Source organism: Micromonospora sp. WMMD737 (assembly GCF_049179055.1).
Lineage (GTDB): Bacteria > Actinomycetota > Actinomycetes > Mycobacteriales > Micromonosporaceae > Micromonospora > Micromonospora reichwaldensis.
The window spans coordinates 2,048,351-2,073,560 of the sequence record NZ_JBMHMH010000001.1 but is presented as its reverse complement, the minus strand read 5'-3'; the positions used below and the strand labels follow the sequence as shown (position 1 = coordinate 2,073,560).

Annotated in this window: 16 protein-coding genes and 1 pseudogene; 11 read left to right on the top strand and 6 right to left on the bottom strand. The window is 70.2% G+C overall.

Annotated elements, in window-relative coordinates; genetic code table 11:
- Positions 1-31: 31 nt before the first annotated feature.
- Positions 32-2,010: pseudogene (locus ACN27A_RS08070) on the top strand (acyl-CoA dehydrogenase).
- 104 nt (positions 2,011-2,114) lie between these two features.
- Here the strand turns inward: ACN27A_RS08070 and ACN27A_RS08065 are convergent.
- Positions 2,115-2,978 carry a DUF4328 domain-containing protein gene (locus tag ACN27A_RS08065; protein ID WP_421450931.1) on the bottom strand — a complete coding sequence of 288 codons (864 nt, stop codon included), beginning with the start codon at positions 2,976-2,978 and terminating at the stop codon, positions 2,115-2,117.
- 339 nt (positions 2,979-3,317) lie between these two features.
- On the opposite strand from ACN27A_RS08065, the gene ACN27A_RS08060 reads away from it, so the two are divergent.
- Complete coding sequence (locus ACN27A_RS08060; RefSeq protein WP_421450929.1) at positions 3,318-4,841, top strand: non-reducing end alpha-L-arabinofuranosidase family hydrolase; 1,524 nt, start codon at positions 3,318-3,320, stop codon at positions 4,839-4,841.
- A gap of 174 nt (positions 4,842-5,015) precedes the next feature.
- Here the strand turns inward: ACN27A_RS08060 and ACN27A_RS08055 are convergent, their stop codons facing one another.
- From ACN27A_RS08055 to ACN27A_RS08035, 5 genes are all read right to left on the bottom strand, one after another.
- Positions 5,016-6,440: a hypothetical protein gene (locus ACN27A_RS08055; RefSeq protein ID WP_421450927.1), complete on the bottom strand. Its 1,425-nt coding sequence runs from the start codon at positions 6,438-6,440 to the stop codon at positions 5,016-5,018.
- A 308-nt stretch (positions 6,441-6,748) separates the two neighbouring features.
- Positions 6,749-7,297: a cellulose binding domain-containing protein gene (locus ACN27A_RS08050; protein ID WP_421450924.1), complete on the bottom strand. Its 549-nt coding sequence runs from the start codon at positions 7,295-7,297 to the stop codon at positions 6,749-6,751.
- Positions 7,294-8,295, bottom strand: coding sequence for a glucuronoxylanase (locus ACN27A_RS08045; protein WP_421450923.1), 1,002 nt, complete (start codon positions 8,293-8,295; stop codon positions 7,294-7,296). The genes ACN27A_RS08050 and ACN27A_RS08045 overlap by 4 nt, the downstream gene beginning before the upstream one ends.
- 313 nt (positions 8,296-8,608) lie before the next feature.
- Positions 8,609-10,426 carry a family 43 glycosylhydrolase gene (locus ACN27A_RS08040; protein WP_421450920.1) on the bottom strand — a complete coding sequence of 606 codons (1,818 nt, stop codon included), beginning with the start codon at positions 10,424-10,426 and terminating at the stop codon, positions 8,609-8,611.
- Positions 10,423-11,940, bottom strand: coding sequence for a glycoside hydrolase family 27 protein (locus ACN27A_RS08035; protein WP_421458401.1), 1,518 nt, complete (start codon positions 11,938-11,940; stop codon positions 10,423-10,425). Before ACN27A_RS08035 ends, ACN27A_RS08040 begins: the two co-directional genes overlap by 4 nt.
- 843 nt (positions 11,941-12,783) lie before the next feature.
- Between ACN27A_RS08035 and araB the strand changes: the two genes are divergently transcribed.
- The 9 genes from araB (at position 12,784) to ACN27A_RS07990 (ending at position 25,205) form a co-directional block, all read left to right on the top strand.
- The gene (araB, locus tag ACN27A_RS08030; protein WP_421450917.1) at positions 12,784-14,469 is read left to right on the top strand and encodes a ribulokinase; all 1,686 of its coding nucleotides are present in this window, start codon (positions 12,784-12,786) and stop codon (positions 14,467-14,469) included.
- Positions 14,466-15,149 (top strand): L-ribulose-5-phosphate 4-epimerase, encoded by a 684-nt coding sequence (locus ACN27A_RS08025; RefSeq protein ID WP_421450914.1) that lies wholly within the window; start codon positions 14,466-14,468, stop codon positions 15,147-15,149. Before araB ends, ACN27A_RS08025 begins: the two co-directional genes overlap by 4 nt.
- Positions 15,150-15,238: 89 nt before the next feature.
- The gene (locus ACN27A_RS08020) at positions 15,239-16,231 is read left to right on the top strand and encodes an ABC transporter substrate-binding protein (protein ID WP_421450911.1); all 993 of its coding nucleotides are present in this window, start codon (positions 15,239-15,241) and stop codon (positions 16,229-16,231) included.
- Between the two features lie 89 nt (positions 16,232-16,320).
- Complete coding sequence (locus ACN27A_RS08015) at positions 16,321-17,862, top strand: sugar ABC transporter ATP-binding protein (RefSeq protein WP_421450908.1); 1,542 nt, start codon at positions 16,321-16,323, stop codon at positions 17,860-17,862.
- A complete protein-coding gene (locus tag ACN27A_RS08010; RefSeq protein WP_421450907.1) occupies positions 17,859-18,929 on the top strand; it encodes an ABC transporter permease in 1,071 nt (356 codons plus the stop codon). The genes ACN27A_RS08015 and ACN27A_RS08010 overlap by 4 nt, the downstream gene beginning before the upstream one ends.
- On the top strand, positions 18,926-19,921 hold the full coding sequence (gene yjfF / locus ACN27A_RS08005; RefSeq protein ID WP_421450905.1) for a galactofuranose ABC transporter, permease protein YjfF: 996 nt from the start codon (positions 18,926-18,928) through the stop codon (positions 19,919-19,921). Before ACN27A_RS08010 ends, yjfF begins: the two co-directional genes overlap by 4 nt.
- A 26-nt stretch (positions 19,922-19,947) precedes the next feature.
- Entirely contained in the window at positions 19,948-21,450 is a 1,503-nt protein-coding gene (araA, locus tag ACN27A_RS08000; protein WP_421450902.1) for an L-arabinose isomerase, read from the top strand.
- A gap of 366 nt (positions 21,451-21,816) precedes the next feature.
- Entirely contained in the window at positions 21,817-23,901 is a 2,085-nt protein-coding gene (locus ACN27A_RS07995; protein WP_421450899.1) for an RICIN domain-containing protein, read from the top strand.
- Positions 23,902-24,212: 311 nt separating this feature from the next.
- The gene (locus tag ACN27A_RS07990) at positions 24,213-25,205 is read left to right on the top strand and encodes a LacI family DNA-binding transcriptional regulator (RefSeq protein WP_421450897.1); all 993 of its coding nucleotides are present in this window, start codon (positions 24,213-24,215) and stop codon (positions 25,203-25,205) included.
- Positions 25,206-25,210 lie beyond the last annotated feature (5 nt).

Sequence of the window (25,210 nt, the reverse complement as noted above, 5' to 3'; positions counted from 1 at the left end):
GACCATATATCCGCTATTTCGAGGGGTGACCATGTCCGATCACGCGTCCGGCCGCATCGAGGTCACCCGCCTGCGGGAACTGCTCGACGGGCCGTGGGCCGAGGTCCGCAACGCGCACCGGGACCAGCTCGACGCGCGCTTCCTCCCGGTGTACGGCGAGACCGGTGACCAGGCGCGCGAGCGGATCTCCCGGCTGATCGCCGAGCTCCCGGTCAAGCTGGGCATCGCGTCGGCCTTCCCCACCGAGTACGGCGGCAGGTCCGATGTCGGCGGCTCGATCGTGGCCTGCGAGATGCTGGCGCAGGTCGACCTGTCGCTGATGGTCAAGGCGGGCGTGCAGTGGGGCCTGTTCGGCGGCGCGGTCGACGCCCTCGGCACCCGGCGGCACCACGACGCCTACCTGCGGGACATCGTCTCGGGCAAGATCCTCGGCTGTTTCGCGATGACCGAGACGGGCCATGGTTCCGACGTCCAGCAGCTGCGTACCACCTGCACCTACGATCCGCGGACGCAGACCTTCGATCTGCACACCCCGCACGAGGCGGCCCGCAAGGACTACATCGGCAACGCGGCCCGGGACGGGCGGATGGCCGTGGTCTTCGCGCAGCTGATCACCGAGGGGCGGCGGCACGGTGTGCACGCGTGGCTGGTGCCGATCCGCGACGCGCAGGGCAAGCCGCTGCCGGGCGTGACCATCGGCGACGCCGGGCCCAAGGCCGGCCTGCTCGGTGTCGACAACGGGCGGCTCAGCTTCGACCACGTGCGGGTGCCGCGGGACATGCTGCTGGACCGCTACGGTCAGGTCGCGGAGGACGGGACGTACTCCAGCCCGATCGAGGACGACTCCCGGCGCTTCTTCACGATGCTCGGCACCCTGGTCCGCGGCCGGGTGAGCGTGGGCGGCGCCGCGTCGGCGGCGACCAAGTCGGCGCTGGCCATCGCGGTGCGCTACGGCGACATCCGCCGCCAGTTCGACACGCCCGACGCGGACCGCGAGGTGCTGCTCAACGACTACCTGGCCCACCAGCGCAAGCTGCTGCCGGCCCTGGCCACCACGTACGCGCTGCACTTCGCGCAGGCCGAGCTGGTCGCCGCGTTGCACGAGGTGCAGGGCGGCGACGGGCCGGTCGACGCGCACCGGCAGCGGGAGCTGGAGTCCCGGGCGGCCGGTCTCAAGGCCGCGCAGACCTGGCACGCCACCCGCACCATCCAGATGTGCCGCGAGGCGTGCGGCGGCGCCGGCTACCTGGCCGAGAACCGGCTGCCCAGCCTCAAGGCGGACACCGACGTCTTCACCACGTTCGAGGGCGACAACACGGTGCTACTGCAGCTGGTGGCCAAGGGGCTGCTCACCGGCTACCGGGACGAGTTCGGCTCCCGGACGGCTGGGGGCGCGCCTCCTTCGTCGCCGAACAGGTCCGGGAGATGGTGCTGGAGCGCACCGCCGCGCGGTCGGTCATCGAGCGGCTGATCGGCGCCGTGCCCGGCCGTGACGAGGAGGTCGCCGTCACCGACCGCGGCTGGCAGCTCAAGGTCTTCGAGGACCGCGAGAGGCACCTCCTCGACGGCGTGGTCCGCCGCCTGCGCAACGGCGCGGCGACGAAGAAGGACCGCCCCTTCGACATCTTCAACGACGTCCAGGACCACGTCCTCGCCGTCGCCGCCGCGCACGTCGACCGGGTCACCCTGGAGGCGTTCGTCGCCGGCATCGAGGACGCGACGGACCCAGCGGTCCAGGCGCTGCTCTCCCGGGTCTGCGACCTGTACGCGCTCACCGTCATCGAGGCCCACAAGGGTTGGTTCCTGGAACACGGCCGTCTCACGCCGGCCCGCGCCAAGGCGATCACCGGCGTGGTGAACGGCCTGCTCAAGGAGCTGCGCCCGCACATGCGGACGCTCGTGGACGGGTTCGGCATCCCGGACGCCTGGCTGCACTGCGCGGTCCTGCAAGAGGAACCCCGCAGGCAGGAGGACATGGCCGCCCACGACGCCGCCGGGCGGGGCCGGTGACGAGAACCGCCCGATGACCGCGCGGACGAGAGGGCTGCCGGGCCTGCCCCAGGGCGATGGTGAGCGGGCTGCCCCGGCGCGGCGCCGTGCGGCTGCGGTCGTCGCTACGTCGGCATCGAGCCCGCCGGGGCCGCCGGGTGCCCGGGCGCGCTTCGCGGTGCCGCGTGGGATGTGCCGGGCGCGAGCCCGCCGTGCCCGGTACCGATCGGCGTCGTCTTCGCGAGGCGGTCCTGCTGGGCGGCGGTGATCCGGCGGATCAGCACGACGAGCGAGGCGCCGGCGACCAGACAGGCGACGGTGGGGATCAGCCGCGGGCCGAGCGATTCCTGGTAGTAGCGGATGTACGTGGCGAACTCCGTGTCGCTGCGGGGCCACGGGGTCAGCCGGTCGTACCGCTGGTTCTCGAGGCGGAGCAGGACTCGGTCTCCGACGCTGAACGTCAGCCACGCGGCCCACCAGAGCCCGACCAGCGCTGGCGTGGCACGTCGCCAGAGGCTGTCGCGGGCGACGTTGGCGATCACCCGGGCCGGCACGACGAAGTTGGCGAAGGGGACCAGCCAGCCGGCGATGGCCCAGCCGGAGTTCAGTGTCGGCAGGGCCCCGGGGAACGCCTCCAGGTTCCTGCGCGCGTGCCAGGTCCAGATGATCAGTAGCACCGCGGCGGTCAGGAGCGCCGACAGGTGGAGCAGGGTGAGCAGCACCTCGGCGGCCACCGCGCCGAGTAGCAGATCGCGGTCGCCGCGTTCGGCGGCGGCACGGGCCAGCTGGACGCCGACGACGGGGAACAGCCCGCTGGGCAGGTAGAGCAGGCTGGCCGCGCCGACGGCGATGGCGGCAGCCGTGCCCAGGCGGCGCAGGGGATATGTGGGCACCCCCGGGGTGACCGCCGGTTGGCCGAGCGGAGTGTTGCAGCGCTGGCATTCGTTGAAGGCCGGGGACGTGGCGTTCCCGCAGGTCTTGCAGATCAAGGTGACCGTCCAGGATGGCGGCGAGAGGTGACGCGCGCAGACTAGACGATCATGACTGGAGGCGGTGACCCGCGCGAGCAGGCCAGCCAGACGCGTCGATGCGAACCGGGTGGGGAACGTTACGTCTTGACGAACAGCATGTTATCGCTCACAGTCGATGGCTGAGGCCGACGTCGCGTGGCTTTCCGGGCGAGCTTGCTTGTCGACCTTGAATCAGGCGTGCGCCTGGGCGCAAGCAGGTCTTGTTAGCGCTAACCTATTGCCGCTCGTGCCCGGCCACGCGTCGCGGTGCGCCCATCTTCCGGGCATCCCGCTGGCATCTCTCAGCCGAGGAGGATCATGTCTGTCTTCGAAAGGTCTCCATCTCTCGCACCGCCGCCGTCGCGGCGGCGCGGGTGGTTGCCGCGGGTCGTCGCCGCTGGGGTGGCCCTGCTGGTCGGTGGCGTCGCCGCGGCGGTGGTGTCGTCGGCACCCGCCGCCGCGGCGACGGTCGACACGAGCGCGTGGTACGTGCTGGTCAACCGCAACAGCGGCAAGGCCCTGGACGTGTACAACCTGGCCACCAACGACGGCGCGCGGATCGTGCAGTGGGCGCGCAACGACGGCAACCAGCAGCAGTGGCAGTTCGTGGACTCCGGCGGTGGCTACTACCGGTTGAAGTCGCGGCTGTCCGGCAAGGTGCTCGACGTCTACAACTTCTCGACCGCCAACGGTGCCAGCATCGTGCAGTGGGCCGACGGCAACGGGTCCAACCAGCAGTTCCGGTTGGCCGACTCCGCCGGTGGTTACGTCCGCCTGATCAACCGGAACAGCAACAAGGTGGTGGAGGTGCAGGGCGCCTCGACCGCCGACGGCGGGAACGTCGTGCAGTACGACGACTGGAACGGCAACAACCAGCAGTGGCAGCTCGTCCGCGTCGACGGCGGGGGCAACCCCACCACGCCGCCGCCCGGCACGTGTGCGCTTCCGTCGACGTACCGCTGGTCGTCGACGGGCGCGCTGGCGCAGCCGAGGGCGGGGTGGGTGTCGCTGAAGGACTTCACCCACGCCCCCTACAACGGCCGGCAACTCGTCTACGCGACCACGCACGACACGGGAACGACGTGGGGCTCGATGAACTTCGGCCTCTTCACGAACTGGTCCGACATGGCCTCGGCCAGCCAGAACCAGATGCCCTTCGCCGCGGTCGCGCCCTCACTGTTCTACTTCGCCCCCAGGAACATCTGGGTGCTCGCCTACCAGTGGGGCGGACCCGCCTTCTCCTACCGGACGTCGAGCGACCCCACCAACGTGAACAGCTGGTCGTCGCCGCAGACGCTCTTCACCGGCAGCATCTCCGGCTCCGGCACCGGACCGATCGATCAGGCGCTCATCGGTGACGACACCACCATGTACCTGTTCTTCGCCGGGGACAACGGGAAGATCTACCGGGCCAGCATGCCCATCGGGAACTTCCCGGGCAGCTTCGGCTCGACCTACACGACCATCATGAGCGACACGACGAACAACCTGTTCGAGGCGGTCCAGGTCTACAAGCTCCAGGGCCAGAACCGGTACCTCATGCTCGTCGAGGCGATCGGCGCGCAGGGCCGCTACTTCCGCTCGTTCACGGCCACCAGCCTGGGCGGTACGTGGACGCCGCAGGCCGCCACCGAGAGCAACCCGTTCGCGGGCAAGGCCAACAGCGGCGCCACCTGGACCAACGACATCAGCCACGGCGAGTTGATCCGCGCCAACGCCGATCAGACCATGACCGTCGATCCCTGCAACCTGCAGTTGCTCTACCAGGGCCGTGCCCCCAATTCGGGTGGCGACTACGGCCGCCTGCCGTACCGCCCGGGTCTGCTGACCCTGCAACGCTGACGCCGGGCACCGGATCCCCCGGATGCCGTAGACGTCCGGGGGCACCGGCGGGGCCGGGCGGAGACGTTCCGGCCCGGGACCAGGATCGAGAGGTCGGAGGGGCGGGCTCGGCATCGCGCCGAGCCCGCCCCGGGGCCGTGCGGTAGGTACGTGGCGGTCCGGATCAGCGGAGGGTCAGGTGTCGTAGCGGCAGTTGCCGCCGGTGTTCGCCGTGCAGTTGTTGAGCTGGAGACTGTCGATGTTGATCGCGTGGTTGCCGGTGGTCGACTGGTTGGGCACGGCCAGGGTGACCCGCACGGAGGTCGCGTTCGCCGGAGCGGTGGAGGTCAGCCGGTATTCCAGCCAGTTGCTGGCGAGCGTCGCCGCGGTGCCGGAGCTGGTCGACAGCAGGGTGCCGCCGGAGTTGTACCAGGCGAGCTGGAGCTGTGTGGTCACCGCGGCGTTGGCCCGCAGCCTGGCGAAGAGCTTGTACGTGTTGCCGGCGGTCACCGCCGGCCGGTTGGTCAGCGAGATCGACGAGCTGTTGGAGGGGCCGGTGTAGGTGTTGAACTGCGCCGACCGGCGCCCGTCGAAGTAGGTGCAGGAGATCCCCGAGGTGCCGCAGGAGGGGGTGACCTGGTGCCAGCCGCCGGACGAGGTCAACGTCGACGTACCGCTGCCTGGCGTGGCCGCCTCGAACGTCCGCTGCTCGGCGGTGAGCGAGTCGTTGTTGGCGCCGACGTCGCAGCAGGTGGGGGCGGTCAGCATCGGATGGTTCGCGATGTTCCCCTTGGACGTGGAGGGGTGCGGGTCGAGATGGAAGCTGGCCGACAGCTCGCTCGGGTCGTAGTAGTTGCGGAAGCCCGGGTCGAAGTTCCAGTTGTCCCACCAGCCGTACATGATCTCGGGGTGGTACGGCGCCCCCGTCTCGGCCATCCAGGCGTGCGGAGCGCCGAGCACGTGCCCCAACTCGTGCCCACCCACGCCGGTGGTCCACGACTCGGTCACCGCCGAGCAGTGCCCGCCGGAGGAGTTGTAACCGCCGCCGGTGGGGCACACGTAGGCGTCGGAGTTCGAGGCGAAGTCGGTGAAGACGAGATAGATGCGGTTGCTGTCGTCGTATCCGGCGGAGATCAGGTCACTGCGGACGACGGCTGAGCTGGTGTTCGGGTTGGTCCCGGCGTCGATCTTCTCGGGGACGATCAGCGAGCGGGCGTAGCCGGCGTAGGTGCTGGTGTCGTACCCGGTGCGGCAGCTCAGCTTGACATGCTGGTCGTAGTTGCTCGACTGGTCCAGCGCCCAGTCGATACGGTCGACCACCTTGGCGATGTACTCGACGTTGGCCTCGTAGTTGTTGCCGTTGCCGTCGTGCCAGGCGTAGATGACCTGGAGGGCGGGGCTGGCCCCGGTCGGCGCGGACGGGTTGGCCACCGTCGACTGGCACCCGCGTACGGGCACGTCGGGGAGGGCCGGCAGCGCGTACGGCAGGGTGGGTTCAGCGCCGGGCCCCCACGCGTGCGCGGCGGTGGGTGTGACCACGGTGAGGGCGGCCGCGAGCAGGGTCGCGGCGGCGGCGGTGAGGGCGTGTGCCCGACGTACCCGGAGGTGGAGCCTTGGCAAAGGGTTCTCCTCGATCGGCATGTGCGCGCTCCCAGGATCGGGAACGCCCACTCATCTAAGCCAAACAAAGTGATGTTCATCAATGCATGATCGTGAAAGTTTCATGAATGAATCGCCTGGCGGCTGGCCATGCTCCGGGACCGGCCGGGTGCGTCGGAGAAGCACCACTCCCGGGTGCGCGTCATTCGCTCCCTCAGGCCGATCGCCTCCCGCGGTGGCCACGAGAAGGGTGCGGCCTCTCCGTTGCCGGAGGGGCCGCACCCGGTTCTGGTCAATCTCCGGGGCGGGGGGCCCTTGCGCCGTGACGGTCAGACCACCGTGCAGGCGACGCCGTTGAGGGTGAAGGCAGTCGGCTCGGCGGTGTTGCCGCTGGTGTTGGCCTGAAAGCCGATGTTGATGGTGGCCCCGGGGGCGATCGCGGCGTTGTAGTCGACGTTACGGGCGCTCACCTGGCCGCTGGACGGCGAGTAGGTGGCACCCCAGCCCGAGGTGATCGACTGGCCCGAGGGCAGGTGGAAGGCCAACGTCCAGCCGTTGATCGCCGAGGTGCCGGTGTTGGTGATGTCGATGCTGGCCGTGAAGCCGGAGCCCCAGGAGTTCATCGTGTAGGCGACCCGGGGTCCCGTGCCCCCACCCGGGGGCGGGGTGACGGTGGGCGTGGGGGTCGGGCTGGGCGGCGGGGTGCCGTTCACGGTGGTCACGAAGGTCATGATGCTTCGGGCGGGCAGCGTGACGGTGAGGGAGCCGTTCGACATGGTGAGCGCGCTCTGGGGCGCGACGGTCCGGCTCGCGTCGGTCAGCCAGTTCGAGACGCTGCCGGAAGCGGTGGTGCCCGACAGGGTGAACTGCTGGCTCACCGACGGGCACCGCGCTTGCTGACCTGGCCGTCCTCCCGCATGGGGCCGTAGCTTCGCCGCAGATACCACCAGACGTACGCCTGGAACTCGGCGTCCACCATGGCCCGGTGGATGTGCTCGCCCACGTCTAGCGCCTCGGGCCAGGCGTCGCCCGAGTTGGTGTTGCTGTTGGGGTAGTAGACCTCGGTCATCCAGAGCTCTTTGCCCGCGCCCTTCTGCGTGAAGAGCGGATACGGAAAGTTCGAGTACGACGTCCCGTAGAGGTGGGCCCCGATGATGTCCACGTTGGCCAGCGCCGCGGGGTCGTTGAGGATCGGGTCCGACACGGACTTGATGTACTGGAACGACTCGGGCGCCATGACCCGGGTGCTGATCGAGCCGGCGTTCTCCCGCAGGAACCTGACCATCTCGGCGGAGGTCCACCACGTCCAGTCGTGCGCGTAGTCGGGCTCGTTCTGCACCGAGATGCCGTAGAGGGGCACCCCGTTGTTACGCATGTACGAGGTGAAGTCGTTGAGGTGCTGCGCATAGGCGGCGTACGAGCTGTAGCGGAGCCGCTTCGCGTTGGTCTGGCTGCCGCGGGTGAAGGTCTCGATCATGCTGGCGGGCGGGTTCCACGGCGAGGCGAAGACGGTCACCCCGAGCTCGGCCGCGCGCTTCGCCGTCGCGAGGTCACGGCCGAAGTCAGCCGAGCTCTCGCCGACGGGAATCCGCAGGATGGAGAAACCCAGCCGACCCTCGCCGGTGCCGAACGCCGTTTCCCGCTGGGTGGCCGTCAGGTCGCCGATCCAGGCCGCGTGGGCCATGGCGCCATAGCCCTTGATCGTCTGCCGCTGCGCCGACAGGTTGACGGTCGCCGGCGCGGCCGAGGCTCCCGTGGCTCCCAGCAGTGTGGTCGCCGCTGCCGCGACCGGCACGGCCCCCATCGTCGTCAGGACGGCTCTCCGGCTCAGCAATCGCCGCTCGCCGCTGACCGGCCCGTTCTGATCGTGCGTCATTCTGCGTCCTCCTGGCTGGTGGTGGTGATACGCGCATGCCCCGGTCCGGTCCGGACCGGTCGGCGCCGCCCTGGGGACTGCCCTCGACCCCGGCGTCAATGACCCTTCGGCTCTCATCGACTGACGCCGCTGTTAGCGTTAACAAATCGTGAGTGTAGGTTCCGGCGCAGGGCGGGTCAAGCACGGGCGGGCCGGGCATGACCACCCGGGCGCGACCGACGCTCCTGCCGGAGGCAGCGAGTTTCGCCGGGATCCTCGAAGGGCTGTGCGGCGATGGTCGAGCGTCGCCGCACAGCCCTCTGCCGAGGTCGACTCAGGCGCGGGACCACTGCATGCTGGGGGCGGAGGCGCACGTCCGCTGTTCCAGCGCGGCACCGGGAGCGGTGGAGCCGCCGACCACGTTCAGGCACTTGTTGCTGTTGACGTTGATCAGCTGGTGGTGGCCATCGCCGGTGGATCGCCAGCTGAACACCTGGTTGAGGCCGTCGTGGCAGGTGTACTGGACGATCCGGGCCCCGTCGGCCGTGGAGAAGTCCACCACGTCGACGCACTTGCCGCTGTGGACGCTCTGCAGGCGTACGTTGCCCCCGCCGGCGTCGAGGAACCGCCACTGTTGCCAGCTCTGTCCGTTGCCCGTCCACTGGCCGATCACGGCGAGGTTGTCGAGGTTCGGCTGTTGGACGTCGACGACCTGGCCGCTGTTGCGGTTGGTGACCCGGTACGACGGGGAGGCCGTCCCGCCGCCGAACTGCCACCAGTTCACGTTGAACAGGTTTCCGGTGCCCCCGGCGAACCGCAGATACAGGTTACGCGTCCCGGTGGCCCCGCTGACCGCGCAGGTGGAGGTGGTCCACGTCTGCCAGCCGCCGGTGCCGCCGACGGCACAGGTGCCGGCGAGCGGGCCGGTGGCGCTGTCCAGCCGTACCTCGATCCGGCCGCCGGCCGCCCCCGACGCCACCCGGGCGCTGAAGGAGGTCGCGCCGGTGCCGAAGGCGACGCCCTTGACCTTGATGTAGTCGCCGTTGGCGAGGTAGCCGACGTTCATGCCGCCCTCGCTGGACGGCTCGGTCTCGATGCCGGAACCCCAGGCGATCGTCTCGGCCTCCTGCCGGGTGTACGGGTTGAGCGTGCCGACCTGCGGGACGCCGGCGGTGGTCATGTTCATCGTGGGAATGGTGCCGTTGGAGTTGTAGGCGAACTTCTCCACCGCCACGGAGCGGGTGTATCCGCCGCCGCCGGGCAGCGCCCCGTTGTGGTAGAAGAAGTACGATCCGCCGTTGAAGTCGACGATGCCGGGGTGGTTGGTGAAGCTGGCACCCTGCCGGGGCATGACCGTGCCCCGGTACGTCCAGGGTCCGGTCGGGCCGGGCGCCGTCGAGTAGCCGATGAACTCGGAGCAGCACTCCGCCGCGAACACGTTGTAGTAGAGCCCGTTGCGCTTGAAGACCCAGGGGCCTTCCTCGTAGAGGGTCGGGCGGCTCGGGTTGCCGGTCCGGGTGCCGAACCCGGCGGTGGTGAGCGGGATCCGGGTCGGGCTGCCGGAGAACGAGATCATGTCGGGATTGAGCCGCACGTACCACAGGTTCGGGTTGCCCCAGTAGAGATACGCCTGCCCGTCATCGTCGACGAAGGCGTGCGGGTCGATCTCACCGTTGCCGACCAGGGGGCGGCCGAGCGCGTCCCGGAACGGCCCGGTCGGGCTGTCGGCGACACCGACCCCGATCACCATTCCGCCGCCGCGCTGCCGCACCGGGACGTACCAGTAGAACTTTCCGTTGCGCGGGACGACGTGGCCGGCCCAGGCGTCCGCGTCCGCCCAGGCGAAGGTGCCGAGGTTCATCGGTACGCCGTGGTCGGTCCAGTTGACCATGTCGGCGGAGGAGAACATCCGCCACTCGCGCATGGTGAAGTACGTCGAGCCGTCCTCGTCGTGCCCGGTGTAGACGTAGACGCGTCCGTTGTGCACCATCGGCGCCGGGTCGGCGGTGTAGATGTGCTGGACGATCGGGTTGTCGGCCTGAGCGGTGCCGGGCAGCAGGGCGACGGCGCAGATCAGGCCGGCGAGTACGGCGATGGCGTGCCGGGCTCTCGTGGTGATCCGGCGTACACGTGTCAGCTGGCCGCCGGTCACACCCGGCTCCACCGCTGGTTGGTGCCGCCGTGGCAGGACCAGAGGATGACAGTGGTCCCGTTGGCGGTGCCGCCGTTGTTGACGTCCAGGCACAGGGACGGGAAGCGGACGTTGCTCACCGTGCCGTTGCCGTTGAACGTCCACTGCTGGTTCGTGCCGCCGTTGCAGTCCCAGAGCTGCACGCGGGTGCCGTTGGCGGCGGTGCTCGGCACGTCCAGGCACTTGCCGAGGACGCGCAGCGCCTGCCCGCTCTGGCTGATCTGCTGGTTGGGGTTGCCGTGACAGTCCCAGATGAGCGTCCCGGTGCCGTTGGCGGTCTGGGAGTTGTCGACGTCGAGGCATCGTCCGGCCGATTCGCTGCGTAGCCGGAACGTGGTGGGGGGCGGCGGGTTCGTGGTGCCGCCGCCGCTGACCCGGTACACCACCGTGCCGTGCGCCGGGACGCTCGCGGAGATCGTTCCGGTGCTGGTGGAGGTGCCGTTGGTCCACGCGTCGCGCAGGGTGAACGAGGTGCCGCTCTTGCCGATCGCCGCCGCCGTCGTGGAGATCGTCGTGGTGGAGCTGCCCTGGTTGAACAGCGCGACCGCGACGTCGCCGTTGGCCAGCCGCTTCGCCAGCACCCGCCGGGTGCCGTCGTTCGACACCTGGACCGCCTGGAGCCCGAGCGGGTCCTGGTTGATCGCGACCAGGTTCTGGTTCCGCAGGATGGTCAGCGTCGCCGCGCTGGCCGAGCGCAGGTCGTTGCCCATCATGAGCGGCGCCGCCATGATCGACCAGAGCGCGAAGTGGCTGCGCATCTCGGTGTCGTTCATCCCGCCGTTGCCGACCTCCAGCATGTCCGGGTCGGTGAACCCGCCCGGTGCGGCGTACCCGGCCAGCGGCACGTTGACGTCGACGATGTTCCGGATGCCCATCGGGTAGCCGTTGGTCTGGCCGGTGTCCCACGCGTTGGTGATGTCCTCGGTGGTCCGCCAGAGGTTCGCCACGTCGCTCCAGTTGCGCTGCGGCCCGGTCTTCTCGTGGATGCTGTTCGGGTTGATGCTGTAGACGATCGGCCGGCCGGCGGCGGCCAACGCGTCCCGCATGATGCCGAACCTGGCGACCTGGTCGTTGATGGTCCCGGTGGGGGAGCACCAGTCGTACTTCAGGTAGTCCACGCCCCAGGCGGCGAACTGCCGGGCGTCCTGGTACTCGTGCCCGAGACTGCCGGTGGAGCCGGGGAAGGCGTCGAAGTACTGCGCACAGGTCTGGTCCAGCGGCGCCTGGTAGAGGCCGAACAGCAGGCCGCGCGAGTGCAGGTAGTCGCCAAGCGCCTTCATCCCGCTCGGGAAACGCTGCGGATGCGCCTGGAGGTTGCCCTGTGCGTCCCGGTCCGGGTTGAACCAGCAGTCGTCGACGACGACGTACCGGTACCCGAGGTCGCGCAGCCCGTTGGCGACGATCGCGTCGGCCGTCTGGCGGATGAGCGTCTCGTTGATGTTGCAGCCGAACGTGTTCCAGGTGTTCCAACCCATCGGCGGCGTCCGGGCGACGCCGTTGTCCAGCGCCTGTGCCGGACGGGGCGCGACGGCCCCGTCCGCGACGGTCGCCGCGAGGGCCACCGCCAGGATGCCCAGGGCGGCCAACCATTGTCTCGGTGTGCGCACGTGTTCCTCCTCGGTCGGAGCGGTGAGTGCCGTCGGGTCGGGCGCCGGCGCCGGCGCCGGGATGCGGCGAACGAGGGCGTCACGGGGCGTGGCCGGTGCGATGGTCGCCCAACCTGCCCGCGGGCATCGATGGCCTACCTCGGGACTGGCTCGTCCGGCCCTCGGCCGACCTCGTGCCGGATCACGTCGCTCGCCGTCCGTCGTCGCGTTCCCGGTCGGCTCCGGCCCGGTGGCCGCCCGGGGACCCGACGCGATGAGACGGATGTTATCGCTGACATACATTGATGTAAATCGCCCGCGACGATGCCGAGTCCTCCGTGCGGCGGCTGGTGACGCCCGGGTCGGCTTCGGTCGGAGAGCGTCGCAGCTCAGTGCGCGCACCGAAGTCGGCGTCCCCAGAGGAGCCGACCGCGCTCGGCTGGTGTCGTGCGATCGCGACGGCGTGGAGGAGGAGCGAATGTTCTCGCTAACAATCGGCGGAACCGCCGCGGGGGTCGCGGCGCTGGGTGCTCCGGTCCCCGTGCCCCATGGGGCGGGCGCCGGCACCCCGTCCGGGCAGCCGGGAGCGTGCGAATGGTGACCGCGAGTGATGCCTCTGGATCGGGCCACACGCTCCGCCTATCCTTCCGTTACTGAGCTGTTGTCGACCGACGTCTTGACGGCGCTGTATGTGAGCGTTAACACTATGCCGGTCATTGGTCGGAGGTGGACATGAGCAGTGTGGACGGTGCGGACGAGCGGTACGTGGTCGGAGTCGACTACGGCACCCTCTCCGGGCGGGCCCTGGTGGTCCGGGTTAGCGATGGTGCCGAGGTCGGGACCGCGGTGCACGAGTACCGCCACGGCGTGATCGAGGCCGTGCTCCCCGACGGCGGCCCGGCACTGCCCCCCGACTGGGCCCTGCAGGACCCGGAGGACTACCGCGACGTCCTGCGGCACGCCGTCCCCGCCGCCCTGGCCGACGCCGGTGTGGACCCGTCGCGGGTCATCGGCATCGGCACCGACTTCACCGCCTGCACCGTCCTGCCGACGCTCGCCGACGGCACCCCGCTGTGCGAGGTCCCGGAGCTGCGCCACCGGCCGCACGCCTGGGTGAAGCTGTGGAAGCACCACGCCGCCCAGTCGCACGCCGACCGCATCAACGCGTTGGCCCACGAGCGGCACGAGCCGTGGATCGGCCGCTACGGCGGCAAGATCTCCGCCGAGTGGCAGTTCGCCAAGGGTCTCCAGATCCTCGAGGAGGACCCGGAGGTCTACCGCCGCGCCGAGCGCTTCGTCGAAGCCGCCGACTGGATCGTGTGGCAGTTGTGCGGCGAGGAGACCCGCAACGTCTGCACCGCCGGATACAAGGGCATCCGGCAGGACGGCCGGTACCCGTCGACCGACTACCTGAGCGCCCTCAACCCGGGCTTCGCCGACTTCGTGACCAAGCTGGACGGTCCGCTCCTGCCCCTGGGCGAGCGGGCCGGCGCCCTCAGCGCCCGCGCCGCCGCCTGGACCGGGCTGCCGGCGGGCATCGCGGTCGCGGTCGGCAACGTCGACGCCCACGTCACCGCCGCCGCCGCCCAGGCGCTGGGCCCCGGTCGACTGGTGGCCATCATGGGAACCTCCACCTGCCACGTCCTCAACGGCACCCACCCCGCCGAGGTGCCCGGCATGTGCGGTGTCGTCGACGGCGGCATCAGCGCGGGCGCGTGGGGCTACGAGGCCGGGCAGAGCGGGGTCGGCGACATCTTCGGGTGGTTCGTCAGGAACGCCGCGCCGGCCGGAGTCGCGTCGCACGAGCGGTTGACCGAACTGGCTGCCGGCCAACCGGTCGGGGCCCACGGCCTGATCGCGCTGGACTGGTGGAGCGGCAACCGCTCACCGCTGGTCAACCACGACCTCAGCGGCCTGATCGTCGGGCTGACCCTGGCCACCCGGCCGCAGGACGTCTACCGGGCGCTGCTGGAGTCCACGGCGTTCGGCACCCGGATGATCATCGAGGCGTTCGTCGAGGCCGGGATACCGGTCACCGACCTGGTCGTCGCCGGTGGTCTCGCCTCGAACCGGCTACTCATGCAGATCTACGCCGACGTCACCAACCGCCCGCTGGGCATCATCGGCTCCGCCCAGGGCCCGGCGCTCGGCTCGGCGATCCACGCGGCCGTCGCCGCCGGGGCGTACCCGGACGTCCACCGGGCCTCGGCGGCGATGGGCCGGGTCGACGAGGGCGTGTACCAGCCGGACCCGGACGACGCGCGGGCGTACGACGCCCTCTACGCCGAGTACCGCGCACTGCACGACCACTTCGGCCGCGGCGGCAACGACGTCATGCTCCGCCTGCGGGCGATCAGGAACACGGCCCTGGAAGTGGCCGCGGCGCGGACCGACACGGTTCTGGAGGCGATCGGATGAACACCGACGTGGCGCAGCAGGTGAGCGCCCTGCGGGAGACCGTGGCCCGCCTGCACGGCGAGTTGACCCGGTACGCGCTGGTGGCCTGGACCGCCGGCAACGTCTCGGCGCGGGTGCCGGGCCAGGACCTGATGGTGATCAAGCCCAGCGGTGTCGACTACGACGCCCTGACGGCGGACACCATGGTCGTGTGCGACCTGAACGGGACGGTGGTCGACGGGGACGGGGCGCCGTCCAGCGACACCGCCGCGCACGCCTACGTCTACCGGGCCATGCCGGAGGTCGGTGGCGTCGTGCACACCCACAGCAGCTACGCCACCGCCTGGGCGGCCCGGGGCGAGTCCATCCCGTGCTGGCTGACCGCCCAGGCCGACGAGTTCGGCGGGGAGATCCCGGTGGGGCCGTTCGCGCTGATCGGTGGTGACGACATCGGCAAGGGGATCGTCAGCACCCTGTCCGGGCACCGCTCGCCGGCGGTGCTCATGCGCAACCACGGGGTCTTCGCGATCGGCAGGGACGCGCGGGCGGCGGTCAAGGCCGCGGTGATGTGCGAGGACGTCGCCCGCACCGCGCACCTGGCACGGGCACTCGGGCAGCCCTTGCCGATGGCGCAGGCCGACATCAGCTCGCTGCACGACCGGTACCAGAACGTCTACGGCCAACGCCCGGCACCCGACTGACCGGGAACGGCCCCTTCCCGTACCAACCTCACCACCACACCGGGACACGCGCGCGCCACGTGTCCGGACCACCCCACCGAGGAGAACCGATGAGAACCAGGAGAACGGCACGCACCCTGCTCGCAGTCGTCGCCACCGTGCTGCTCACGGGCAGCGTGGCGGCCTGCGGCAACAGCGACACCGGCGGCGGCTCCGCCGACGACGGCAAGATCACGCTGGGCTTCTCGCAGGTCGGCGCGGAGAGCGGCTGGCGGACGGCGAACACCACCTCGATCAAGGAGGCCGCCGCCGCGGCGGGGATCGAGCTGAAGTTCGACGACGCGCAGCAGAAGCAGGAGAACCAGATCAAGGCGATCCGGAACTTCATCCAGCAGAAGGTCGACGTCATCGCCTTCTCGCCGGTGGTGGAGTCCGGCTGGGACACCGTGCTCATGGAGGCCAAGGACGCCGGCATCCCGGTGATCCTGACCGACCGCTCCGTCGACTCGGCCGACAAGTCGCTCTACAAGACGTTCCTCGGCTCGGACTTCGTCAAGGAGGGCCGGCTGGCCGGCGAGTGGCTGGTGGAGCAGACCAAGAGCGCCAGCGGGCCGGTGAACGTCGTCGAGTTGCAGGGCACCACCGGCTCGGCGCCGGCCAACGACCGCAAGGAGGGCTTCGCCAAGGCGATCGCCGCCAACCCGAACCTGAAGATCGTCGCCTCGCAGTCGGGCGACTTCAAGCGGGCCGACGGCAAGCAGGTCATGGAGCAGTTCCTCAAGGCCAACCCGAAGATCGACGTGCTCTTCGCCCACAACGACGACATGGGTCTGGGCGCGCTGGAGGCGATCACCGCCGCCGGCAAGGTGCCCGGCAAGGACATCACCATCATCACCATCGACGCGGTGAAGGACGGCATGCAGGCCCTCGCCGACGGCAAGTTCAACTTCATCGCCGAGTGCAGCCCGCTGCTCGGCCCGCAGCTGATGGACCTGGCGAAGAAGGTCCACGCCGGCGAGGAGGTCCCGGCCCGGATCGAGACCGAGGAGACCACCTTCACCCAGGAGCAGGCCAAGGAGGCCCTGCCCAACCGCAAGTACTGACCGACGCCGGGGTCGCCGTCCGCTGACGGCGACCCCGGCACGTCGCTCGCTCCTGTCCTACCGACACCATCCAGAAGAGGTCCGATGGGATGACGGATAGCCGTCCGGTCCTGACCATGACCGGGATCAGCAAGACCTTCCCCGGGGTACGCGCGCTCCACGACGTCGACTTCCGGCTGTTCCCGGGCGAGGTCCACGCCCTGATGGGCGAGAACGGTGCCGGCAAGTCGACCCTGATCAAGGTGTTGACCGGCGTCCACGCCCTCGACGAGGGCACTGTCGTCCTCGACGGCGAGCAGGTCGCCTTCAGCGGCCCGATGCAGGCGTCGGCCTTTGGGGTGAGCACCGTCTACCAGGAGGTCAACCTCTGCACCAACCTGTCCGTGGCGGAGAACATCTTCATCGGCCGGGAGCCCCGTCGGCTCGGCGCGATCCGCTGGGGCGAGATGCGCCGCCGGGCGCGGGCACTCCTGGCCCGGCTGGACCTCGACATCGACGTCACCGCGCAGCTCGGCACGTACTCCCTGGCGGTGCAGCAGATGGTCGCCATCGCCCGGGCGATCGACGTGCGGGCCCGGGTGCTGATCCTCGACGAACCGACCTCCAGCCTGGACGCCGGTGAGGTCGCGCAGCTCTTCCGGATCATGCGGCAGCTGCGCGACGAGGGCATCGGCATCCTCTTCGTGACCCACTTCCTCGACCAGGTCTACGGCATCGCCGACCGCATCACGGTGCTGCGCAACGGCACCCTCGTGGGGGAGTACCGGACGGAGGAACTGCCCCAACTCAGCCTCGTCGAGAAGATGATCGGCAAGGAGCTCGACGTCTTGGAGCGCCTCGACGAGCAGCAGAAGCGGACCGCCGCCGTCCGGTCCGACGAGGCCCCGCTGGTGGACGCGTCGGAGCTGGGGCGCAAGGGCGCGGTCGCCCCCTTCAGCCTGCGGATCCACGCCGGCGAGGTGGTCGGGCTGGCCGGCCTGCTCGGCTCCGGCCGCACCGAGGTGGCGCGGCTGCTGTTCGGCGCCGACCGCGCCGACCACGGCACGGTCGTCGTCGACGGCGGCGGGACGCAGGTGCGCAACCCGGTCCAGGCCATCGACCGCGGCATCGCGTTCTGCTCCGAGAACCGCCGCGCGGAGGGCGTCGTCCCCGAGCTGTCGGTGCGGGAGAACATGATCCTCGCGATGCAGGCGGCACGCGGTTGGCTGCGGCCGATCCCCCGCCGCCGGCAGGACGAGCTGGTCGAGAAGTACATCAAGGCGCTCAGCATCCGGCCGGCGAACCCGGACCTGCCGGTGCGCAACCTCTCCGGCGGCAACCAGCAGAAGGTGCTCCTGGCCCGCTGGCTCATCACCGAGCCGCGCCTGCTGATCCTCGACGAGCCCACCCGGGGGATCGACGTCGGCGCGAAGGCCGAGATCCAGAAGCTGGTGGTCCAGCTCTCCGACGACGGCATGGCGGTGCTGTTCATCTCCGCCGAGCTGGAGGAGGTGCTGCGGCTCAGCCACCGCGTCGCCGTGATGCGTGACCGGACGATGGTCGCCCAGCTCGACAACGACGACACCCTCGACGCCGACCGCGTCATGCGGACCATCGCCAGCGGCACCACCGGTGCGGAGGTGATCCGGTGAACGCCGTCGCCGAGCGCCTCCGCCCGCTGACCGGCCACCGCCTGTTCTGGCCGGCGCTCGTGCTGGTGGTCATGATCCTGGCCAACACGATCTACCGGCCCGGCTTCCTCTCCATCGAGGTCAAGAACGGGCACCTCTACGGCACCCCGGTCGACATCCTCCGGCTGAGCGCACCGCTGATGCTGGTGGCGCTGGGCATGACCCTCGTCATCGCCACCGGCGGCATCGACCTCTCCGTCGGATCGCTCTGTGCCATCAGCGGCGCCATCGCCTGCCTTTACATCAGCGAGGCGCCCGACCAGAACAGCCCGGCGACCGTGCTCACGGCGCTCGCGCTGGCCTTCGGCGCCGCGCTCGCGCTCGGCGCCTGGAACGGGGTGCTGGTCGCCGTCATCGGCATCCAGCCCATCATCGCCACGCTGATCCTCATGGTGGCCGGCCGAGGGCTCGCGCAACTGGTCACCGAGGGCCAGATCATCACGATCAACTCCGGTCCGTACCGGGCGATCGGGCTCGGGCACTTCCTGACCCTGCCGCTGGCCGTCTTCATCGCCCTCGCGGCGGCCCTGCTCATCGCCGCCTTCACCCGGCGTACCGCGCTCGGTCTGATCGTCGAGTCGGTCGGCGGCAATGCCGAGGCGAGCCGGCTGGCCGGCATCCGGTCCAGCCGGGTCGTCTTCCTCGTGTACGTGGTCAGCGCCGCCTGCGCCGCGATCGCCGGGTTCATGATGACGGCGAACGTGTCCAGCGCCGACGGCAACGCCGCCGGCCTCTGGGTGGAACTCGACGCGATCCTCGCGGTGGTCATCGGCGGCACCGCACTCGCCGGTGGCCGGTTCTCCCTCGCCGGCACCATCCTCGGCGCGCTGATCATCCAGACCCTCACCACCTCGGTGTACGCCATGAACATCTCGCCGCAGACGGCCCTGCTGTTCAAGGCGGTCGTCGTCATCGCCGTCTGCCTCATCCAGGCGCCGGCGTTCCGGGCCAGGTTCAGCCGCCGCCGTCGCGGAAGCACCCCCGGCCCCACGGCGCGGCGGCCGGAGAAGGAGCAGGTGCCGGCATGAGCAGCACGTCACTGACCACCGGTCGTCGCGCCTGGCGACCCGGGGTGCCCCGGCGGCACGTCCCGGTCCTGGCCACCCTCGCCCTGCTGCTGGTCATGTACGGCGTCGGCGTGTCCCAGTACCGGGCGTTCTCCAACGTCCAGGTCGTCTTCAACGTCTTCATCGACAACGGCTTCCTGCTGGTCGTCGCGGTCGGCATGACCTTCGTGATCCTCACCGGCGGCATCGACCTGTCGGTCGGCTCCGTCGTCGCGATGACCGCCATGGTGTCGGCGTCGCTGCTCCAGGACGGGTTGCCCGCAGCCCTGGTGCTGGTCGTCGCGCTGCTGATCGGCCCGACGCTCGGGTTCCTGATGGGCTGCGCGATCCACTTCTTCGAGATCCAGCCGTTCATCGTCACCCTCGCCGGCATGTTCTTCGCCCGGGGCATGTGCACGTTCATCAGCGACGCGTCCATCCCCATCACCGACGGGTTCTGGACGGCCGTCTCCCAGGAGCGCATCGGCGACCCGCGCGGGAACTTCGTGTCGATCATCGTGCTGATCGCGTTCGCGGTGGTGCTGGTGGCCGCGTACGTGCTGGCGTACACCCGCTTCGGCCGCACCGTGTACGCCATCGGCGGCAACCCCCAGTCGGCGCTGCTGATGGGCCTGCCGGTCGGCCGTACCCGGATCGCCGTCTACACGGTCAGCGGGTTGTGCTCGGCCATCGGCGGCATCCTGCTGTCGTTCTACACGCTCTCCGGCGCACCGCTGATCGCCATCGGCATGGAGCTGGACGTGATCGCGGCCGTCGTCATCGGCGGCACCGTGCTCACCGGCGGGTCCGGCTACGTCTTCGGCACCGTGCTGGGCGTGCTGGTGCTGGGCGTGATCCAGACCCTGATCACCTTCGACGGGAGCCTCAACTCCTGGTGGACGAGGATCGTGATCGGTGGCCTGCTCTTCGCCTTCATCCTCCTCCAGCGCCTCATCGGCATCCGCTTCAAGTGACCGCCCATCTCGCGGAAGGCAACTGCATGGCAACGCACCCCCAACCCGAGGTCTGGTTCCTCACCGGAAGTCAGGGCCTGTACGGCGAGGACACCCTCCGGCAGGTCGCCGAGCAGTCCCGGCAGATCGCCGCGCAGCTCGACGACGCGCCGGGGATCCCCGTCCGGGTGGTCTGGAAGCCGGTCCTGACCTCCAGCGCCGACATCCTCAAGGCCTGTCGGGACGCCGCCGCGCAGGGTGTGGTCGGGGTGATCGCCTGGATGCACACCTTCTCGCCGGCCAAGATGTGGATCGCCGGCCTGGACGCCCTGCGGACGCCGCTGCTGCACCTGCACACCCAGGCCAACGTCCTGCTGCCCTGGGACGAGATCGACATGGACTTCATGAACCTGAACCAGGCCGCGCACGGCGACCGCGAGTTCGGCTTCATCCAGACCCGGCTCGGCGTCGCCCGCAAGACCGTCGCCGGGCACGTCAGCGACCCCCGGGTGACCGCCCGGGTCGGCGCGTGGGCCCGGGCCGCGCTCGGCTACTCGGCGATGCGGTCGCTGCGGCTGGCCCGCTTCGGCGACAACATGCGCGACGTCGCCGTGACCGAGGGCGACAAGGTCGAGGCGGAGCTGCGCTTCGGTGTCTCGGTCAACACCTACGGCGTCAACGACCTCGTCGCGGTCGTCGACCAGGTGGCCGACGCGCAGATCGACGACCTGGTCAAGGAGTACGACGACACCTTCCGGGTCGACCCGCAGCTGCGGCCCGGCGGGGCGCGCCACGACTCGCTGCGCTACGCCGCACGCCTCGAACTGGGCCTGCGCGCGTTCCTCGACGAGGGCGGCTTCCGGGCCTTCACCACGAACTTCGAGGACCTCGGCGGTCTGCGCCAACTGCCCGGCATCGCCGTGCAGCGACTCATGGCCGACGGCTACGGCTTCGGCGGTGAGGGCGACTGGAAGACCTCGGTGCTGGTGCACTCGCTCAAGTCGATGGCGGTCGGGGTCGAGGGTGGGACGTCCTTCATGGAGGACTACACCTACGACCTGACGCCCGGGAACGAGCTGGTACTCGGCGCCCACATGCTCGAGGTCTGCCCGACGATCGCCGGTGACACCCCGAAGGTCGAGGTTCACCCGCTGAGCATCGGCGGCCGCGAGGACCCGGTCCGGCTGGTGTTCGACGCCGCGCCCGGCCCGGCGGTGGTGCTCGGCCTCGCGGACATGGGGGAGCGCTTCCGCCTGGTGGCCAACGAGGTCGACGTGGTGGCGCCGCCGCACCCGCTGCGCCGGCTGCCGGTCGCCCGGGCCGTGTGGCGGCCCCGCCCGCACCTGGCCGGCTCGGCGGAGGCCTGGATCACCGCCGGCGCCCCGCACCACACCGTGCTGTCCCAGGCGGTGGGCGTGGAGGAGCTGCACGACCTGGCCGAGATGGTACGCACCGAGCTGGTCGTCATCGACGAGCACACCGAGCCACGCCGCTTCGCCGACGAGATCCGCTGGAACCAGGCCTACTACCGCCTCGCCCGGGGGTTCTGACCAGCGCAGGAGGGCAGCCACCAGCGCGCCCGTGACCTGGCCCGCCGGTCGATTCCGTCGGTGATACCGGGTGGTCCTCCCGTGCCGGGAGGGCCACCCGTCGGCGTTCCGGTCGCTGTCCCGCCTCGTGCGTGCCGTCTTGACGAACGTCATGTTATCGCTCACAGTCAATGGATGGGGCGATCGGCCTCCAAGTGCTTCCCGGCCGAAGACCTCCTTGCCGGGGTCGTGCGACTCTGCGCGTCATGACGGCGGCGCGCCTGTGAACGATCACATCTGAGACGAACGATCGCCGCGGTGGCCGCAGGTGCCCGGGTCGCGCTCCCCGACGGATGACGTTCCTGTCAACGCTCTCGAAGGAGGATCATGGTTGCCATCGGTGGGCCCTCGCGGGCTGTGCCCCGACGGCGTGGTTGGCTGTCGCGGGTCTCGGCCGCGGTGGTCGCGGTGCTCGCGGCGAGCGGGCTCGTCGCGGTGTCTCCGGGACCGGCTTCGGCGGCGGCGGTGGACACCAACGCGTGGTACGTGTTGGTGAACCGCAACAGCGGCAAGGTGCTGGACCTGTACAACGGGGCCACGAACGACGGGGCGCGGATCACGCAGTGGTCGCGCAACAACGGCAACGGGCAGCAGTGGCAGTTCGTCGACTCCGGCGGCGGGTACTACCGGTTGAAGTCCCGCCACTCGGGCAAGGTGCTCGACGTCTACAACTTCTCCACGGCCAACGGCGCCAGCATCGTGCAGTGGAGCGACGGCAACGGGACGAACCAGCAGTTCCGGCTGGTGGACTCAGCCGACGGGTACGTGCGGTTGATCAACCGGAACTCGAACAAGGTGGTCGAGGTCCAGAACGCCTCCACCGCCGACGGCGGCAACATCGTGCAGTACGACGACTTCAACGGCAGCCACCAGCAGTGGCAGCTGGTCCGGGTCGGCGACAGCGGCAATCCCGGCGGCACCTTCACCAATCCGGTCGTCTGGCAGGACTTCGCCGACGTCGACATCATCCGGGTCGGCGACGTCTACTACATGTCGGCCTCCACCATGCACTACTCGCCCGGCGCCCCCGTGCTGCGGTCGTGGGACCTGGTGAACTGGGAGTTCGCCGGGCACTCGGTGCCCCGGCTGGACTTCGGCACGAAGTACGACATGGCCAACGGCGGCCACGGGTACGTCGACGGCATCTGGGCCTCCACGCTGAACTACCGGCCGAGCAACCGCACCTTCTACTGGGCCGGCTGCATCGACTTCGCCCAGACGCACATCTACACCGCGTCCGCCGTCGACGGCACGTGGAGCCGCCACACCACCATCCCCAACTGCTACTACGACGCCGGAATGCTGATCGACGACAACGACACCATGTACGTCGCGTACGGCAACGGCACGATCAGCGTGGCCCAACTGTCGTCGGACGGACGCACCCAGGTGCGGGCCCAGCAGGTGTACCAGACACCGTCGAGTATCGGCACGCTGGAGGGAGCGCGCTTCTACAAGCGCAACGGCGCCTACTACATCTGGCTCACCCGCCCGGCCAACGGCCAGTACGTGCTGAAGTCGACAAACGGCCCGTTCGGCCCGTACGAGCAGCGACAGGTGCTGCTCAACATGCCGGGCCCGATCTCCGGCGGCGGGGTGCCGCACCAGGGCGGACTGGTGCAGACCCAGAACGGCGCCTGGTACTACATGGCGTTCACCGACGCGTACCCCGGTGGCCGGATGCCGACGCTGGCCCCCATCACCTGGACCAGCGACGGCTGGCCCCAGGTGCAGACGGTCAACGGCGCCTGGGGCGTCAACTACCCCAACCCGCTGCCGTCGCGTCCGGTCAAGCCGCTCACCGGGACCGACACCTTCCCCGGCACCACCCTCGGCGTCCAGTACGAGTGGAACCACAACCCGGACAACAGCCGGTGGTCGGTGAACAACGGGCTGCGCCTGCAGACCGCGACGGTGACCAACGACCTCTACCGGGCGCGCAACACGGTGACCCACCGCATCCAGGGTCCGACCTCGACGGGCACCATCGAACTGGACTACTCCACGATGCGCGACGGCGACCGGACCGGGCTGGCGATGCTGCGCGACACCTCCGCGTGGATCGGCGTCAAGCGCGACAACGGGGCCACCTGGGTGGTCATGACCAACGGCCTGAGCATGGGTACCGACAACTGGAACACCACCGGCACCGGCACCGAGATCGCCAGCGCACCGGTGTCCGGCGGGCGGATCTGGTTGCGCGCCAACGCCGACATCCGGCCCGGCTCGGGGCGCCAGGCGAGGTTCTCGTACAGCACCGACGGGGTCACGTTCGTCCCGCTGGGCAACGCCCTGACGCTCAACAACGCCTGGCAGTTCTTCATGGGATACCGGTTCGGCATCTTCAACTACGCCACCCAGTCGTTGGGCGGCCAGGTGACGGTGCGCCGGTTCACCCTGACGACACCATGACACCGGCCACCGTTCCCAGGCGTACGAGAGCCTGAGGATCGTACGGCGAATGCTCCGGGGCGGGGTGCGGGGAACCATCGGAAACCGCCCCCGCCCCGGGGCGCGCGCCGCCGGTAGTCCCGTCTGGTGTGCCGGCTCAGCCGTACCCTGGCCGACGGGACCGCTGGCGTAGACTGTCGGCGTTTCCACCGGTCACCCGGCACACGTCGCCGTGGCGGAGGCAGCAACACGATGGCCGCTCCCGTCGACGCCGACGTGTGCGATCGTCGACGGGCAGGCGGGGGAGTGAGGTGGCCGTGCGCAGTCCCGCGATGACGGACGTGGCTCGCCTCGCCGGCGTCTCGCACCAGACGGTGTCCCGGGTCCTCAACGGGCACCCCAACGTACGCGAGCAGACCCGGCTGCGGGTCCAGGCGGCCATCGCCGAACTCGGCTACCGGCCCAACCGCGCGGCGCGGGCGCTGGTCACCGGCCGGTCCCAGGTGATCGGCGTGGTCGCGCAGAACACCACCCTCTTCGGCCCGGCCTCGCTGCTGACCGCACTGGAACAGGCGGCCGCCGAGGCGGGCTTCGCGGTCAGCGTCGGCAGCGTCAGCGACCTCGACCACCAGTCGATCTCGGCGGCGGTGGAGCGGCACCTCGCGCACCGGGTCGCCGGCATCGTGGTGATCGCGCCCGTCGAGTCGGCGGGGGAGGCGCTCGAACGGCTCCCGAAGGACGTTCCGCTGGTCACCGTCGACGGCGACCCGCGGCGGCCGATCCCGCTGGTGACGGTCGACCAGGTCGCCGGTGCCCGGGCCGCCACGCAGCACCTCCTCGACGCCGGGCACCGGACGGTCTGGCACGTGTCCGGCCCGCCGGACTGGTTCGACAGCGCGGGCCGGATCGAGGGGTGGCGGGAGGCCCTGCGGTCGGCCGGTGCCGAGGCGCCGCCGTTGATCCCGGCGGACTGGTCCGCGGCGGCAGGCTACCGGTGCGGGCAGATGCTCGCCCGGATACCGGAGGTCACCGCGGTGTTCACCGCCAACGACCACCTGGCGCTGGGCGTCCTGCGGGCGCTGCACGAGCACGGCCTGCGGGTGCCGGACGACATCAGCGTGGTCGGCTTCGACGACGTGCCGGAGGCGGCGTACTTCATCCCGCCGCTGACCACCGTGCGGCCCGACTTCGCCGCGGTCGCCCGAGCAAGCCTGGACCTGCTGCTCGCCCAGATCGAGTCGTCGCAGGTCGCCGGCCCGCTGCGGCAGACGGTCGCACCGAGTCTGGTTGCCCGTCGCAGCGTCGGAGCGCCACCGCGCCGTTAGGACCG

Coding starts and splice junctions, on each gene's coding strand:
- ACN27A_RS08060 (WP_421450929.1), top strand. CDS start 3,318: ATGTCTGTCTTCGAAAGGTCTCCATCTCTCGCACCGCCGCCGTCGCGG.
- ACN27A_RS08045 (WP_421450923.1), bottom strand. CDS start 8,295: ATGACGCACGATCAGAACGGGCCGGTCAGCGGCGAGCGGCGATTGCTG.
- ACN27A_RS08035 (WP_421458401.1), bottom strand. CDS start 11,940: ATGGGTTGGAACACCTGGAACACGTTCGGCTGCAACATCAACGAGACG.
- araB (WP_421450917.1), top strand. CDS start 12,784: ATGAGCAGTGTGGACGGTGCGGACGAGCGGTACGTGGTCGGAGTCGAC.
- ACN27A_RS08025 (WP_421450914.1), top strand. CDS start 14,466: ATGAACACCGACGTGGCGCAGCAGGTGAGCGCCCTGCGGGAGACCGTG.
- ACN27A_RS08020 (WP_421450911.1), top strand. CDS start 15,239: ATGAGAACCAGGAGAACGGCACGCACCCTGCTCGCAGTCGTCGCCACC.
- ACN27A_RS08015 (WP_421450908.1), top strand. CDS start 16,321: ATGACGGATAGCCGTCCGGTCCTGACCATGACCGGGATCAGCAAGACC.
- yjfF (WP_421450905.1), top strand. CDS start 18,926: ATGAGCAGCACGTCACTGACCACCGGTCGTCGCGCCTGGCGACCCGGG.
- araA (WP_421450902.1), top strand. CDS start 19,948: ATGGCAACGCACCCCCAACCCGAGGTCTGGTTCCTCACCGGAAGTCAG.
- ACN27A_RS07995 (WP_421450899.1), top strand. CDS start 21,817: ATGGTTGCCATCGGTGGGCCCTCGCGGGCTGTGCCCCGACGGCGTGGT.
- ACN27A_RS07990 (WP_421450897.1), top strand. CDS start 24,213: ATGACGGACGTGGCTCGCCTCGCCGGCGTCTCGCACCAGACGGTGTCC.